Annotated in this window: 3 protein-coding genes and 2 tRNA genes; all 5 read left to right on the top strand. The window is 34.8% G+C overall.

The features are described from left to right. Positions 1–48 precede the first annotated feature (48 nt). Positions 49–141, top strand: a tRNA-Ser gene (locus tag U9R23_03180). A gap of 68 nt (positions 142–209) precedes the next feature. Next, a tRNA-Gln gene (locus U9R23_03175) sits at positions 210–283 on the top strand. A gap of 74 nt (positions 284–357) precedes the next feature. Next, entirely contained in the window at positions 358–1,302 is a 945-nt protein-coding gene (locus U9R23_03170) for a sugar ABC transporter permease (protein ID MEA3475434.1), read from the top strand. 1 nt (position 1,303) lies between these two features. Next, positions 1,304–2,293 carry a carbohydrate ABC transporter permease gene (locus U9R23_03165; protein ID MEA3475433.1) on the top strand — a complete coding sequence of 330 codons (990 nt, stop codon included), beginning with the start codon at positions 1,304–1,306 and terminating at the stop codon, positions 2,291–2,293. Positions 2,294–2,476: 183 nt separating this feature from the next. Then, positions 2,477–3,030: glutamate mutase L (locus U9R23_03160; GenBank protein ID MEA3475432.1), on the top strand; the 554-nt coding region annotated here is incomplete at its 3' end.

Genomic DNA, 3,030 nt, shown 5'->3' with positions numbered 1-3,030 from the left:
CCGTTCTCCGAAGGATGAAAATCCTCCCGACCCAGCCAAGTTTTTTAAGGAGAGGTGACCGAGTTGGCTTAAGGTGCGCGCCTGCTAAGCGTGTGTTCTGAGAAATTGGGACCCAGGGTTCGAATCCCTGCCTCTCCGCCATACTTCGCTAAAACTTCGTATGGCAAGCCATAATTTATAATTTTTCATTTTATATTTTTCATTTCTTTTGGGGTGTCGTCTAAGGGTAAGACAACAGACTCTGGATCTGTCTATTGGGGTTCGAATCCCTGCACCCCAGCCAAATATCTGGAAAAAATTATCTGCCCGCAAAGAATTGGTAAGTGGGTATGTAATATCACTTGTAATAAGTAATTTATGAAGCCCAAAAAAGACTTAAACTTATTTCCATATCTATATATTTTACCAGCAGCTGTAATTGTCATTGCATTTCGCTTAATTCCAATCATTCTCTCATTTATATTAAGTTTCTTCAAATGGACCATAAAAGGTCCTGAAAAGTTTATTGGCTTAACAAATTATTCTCAGTTATTAAGGGATCCAGGATTTTGGCAATCATTGACTAATACATTTTACTTAGTCATATTTGTAGTTCCAATAACTTTGATTCTTTCTTTGTTATTCGCAAGTCTGTTGAATCGTACTACAAAATTGTCCGGATTATTTAGAACAACTTACTTCATTCCAACTGTTACATCTTTGGTAGCAATCTCAATTGTTTGGAAGTTGATTTTTTCTCCCCAGAATGGCTTAATGAACCATATATTAGGCTTTTTTGGTATTCACGGCTTAGGATGGCTTTCTGAGAGTAGAGGGATATTTACTTTACTATTTGGTGCTATGGGACTAAAAATACCTGCCTTTCTTGGTGGACCATCACTTGCACTCTTTGCAATAATCATCGTTTGTATCTGGCGGAGTCTGGGATATAATACAATAATATATCTTGCTGGCTTGCAAAATATCCCGGAAGTATATTATGAAGCAGCAGAAATTGATGGTGCAAGCAAAATTAAACAATTCTTCAAAATAACTATCCCTCTTATCTCACCTACTACTTTCTATGTTTTAATAATGACAACAATTATAACATTTCAAGTGTTCGCACAAGTATATATGATGACAGGACCACCAGTTGGCGGTCCACTTGGGACAACAAAAGTAATTGTCTACTACATATTTGAAAAAGGAATTGATGCTCAAGAATTTAGCTATGCAAGTGCAATTGCTTTAGTTCTGTTTATCATAATTCTTTCATTAACAATGCTTCAAAAAAGATTAGAAAAAAAAGTTCAATATTAATATGTTTAAAAGAATTTTAGGAAAAGGGATAACTTACCTTTTACTTATTCTATGCGGACTTGTTATGGTTGTGCCTTTCTTATGGATGGTGTCTACTGCGATGAAATCTCAGACTGATATTAACAGTGGGAGTATAGGTTTTATTCCTTATAGTAATGTTACCTATTATCATAATGAAGGGAAAAAAGAAAAAGCTAACATTGTCACACAGGATAAAGAATTTTCAGTAATTAATATTTATAGTGAGGATGGAAAAACATTTAAACGCTCTTATGTAAAAGTACCCAATTCTTCTTTGACATTTGAAAAAAAGATTAAATTTAATTTCAAAAATTTTTCAGAAGCCTTTAGTAAAGTGCCATTCGGAAGATACTTCATTAACACAATTTTTGTGTCATTATGTGTATTGTTAGGAGTTCTAATTTCTTCTTCACTTGCTGCTTATGCTTTTGCACGAATGAGATTCAAGGGAAGAGATTTTATATTCTATCTTTTCATAAGTATGATGATGGTTCCTCAGCCTATCTATTTAATTCCTTCTTATTATCTTCTTACAAAAATTGGCTGGATAAACACTTATTGGGCATTAATAATACCCTGGGTAGCAAATATTTTTAGTATATTTCTTTTACGACAGCAATTTAAGACTATTCCAAAAGACCTGTTTGATGCTGCTGTTATTGATGGGTGCTCTCGTTTTGGAATACTCTGGAAAATTATATTGCCAATTTCAAAACCTATTCTGGCTACGACAGCAATCTTTTCAATAATTGGTAGTTGGAATAGCTTTATGTGGCCACTTGTAATGACCAGTAGTGAGAACATAAGAGTATTACAGGTTGGACTTTCTTACTTTGCACAAGAGTCATCATCTCATACTGCACTTCTTATGTCTGCCTCTACTTTCTCCATTGTACCACTTTTGATATTATTCCTTTTTGCTCAAAGGCAAATCATATCAAGCTTTGTTACAAGTGGATTAAAGGGGTAATATATACTTGAAGTGCTGAAATGAGGAGTTCCGAACTAGTCGGGACTACGAACTTCTAGCATAAAGCTAGTAGCGAAAAGTTCACTCCGATATATCGGAGTTCGTTTTCGCCTTGCTTCGCCGTAGCTACGCGAAGGCAGGCACTCCAAAATAATCTTAAAATCAAAAAATGAGAGGAGAAAAATGATTGATAAAAAGAACATTATCATAACTGACATTGGTAGCACCACGACAAAGGCAGTCTTGTTTCAAAAACAAAATAATAAATATAAACTTATAGGATTAGAACATATTCCCACGACTGTTGAAAAACCTGTTGAGGATGTAAAAATTGGAATTTATAACTCTATTAGAAAATTAGAAGAAAATATTTCGCAAAAAATTCTTTCTGATAATGCAATACCTGAAGAATTACATTTCCCGAATAATACGATTTATTTAACTACCAGCAGCGCTGGCGGTGGACTGCAGATTTTAGTTTTTGGTTTAACTTTGTTTGATTCTGCAAGTAGTGCAAAACGCACAGCTTTTGGTTCAGGTGGGGTTATCCTTGATACTTTCGCAATAAATGATAACCGCTCTTCAATAGAAAAGATGCAGTTGATAAGAATTCTTCGTCCGGACATAATTCTTTTCGCAGGCGGAACAGATGGTGGGAATATTAGTAGTATTGTTAGATTGGGGGAACTAATCTCGCTTGCAAACCCTAAACCAAAATTTGGAGAAAAAACAAAAAT

The sequence above is a fragment of the Candidatus Cloacimonadota bacterium genome (assembly GCA_034722995.1).
Classification (GTDB): Bacteria; Cloacimonadota; Cloacimonadia; order JGIOTU-2; family JGIOTU-2; genus JAGMCF01.
This window is presented reverse-complemented; position numbering and strand designations above follow the sequence as displayed.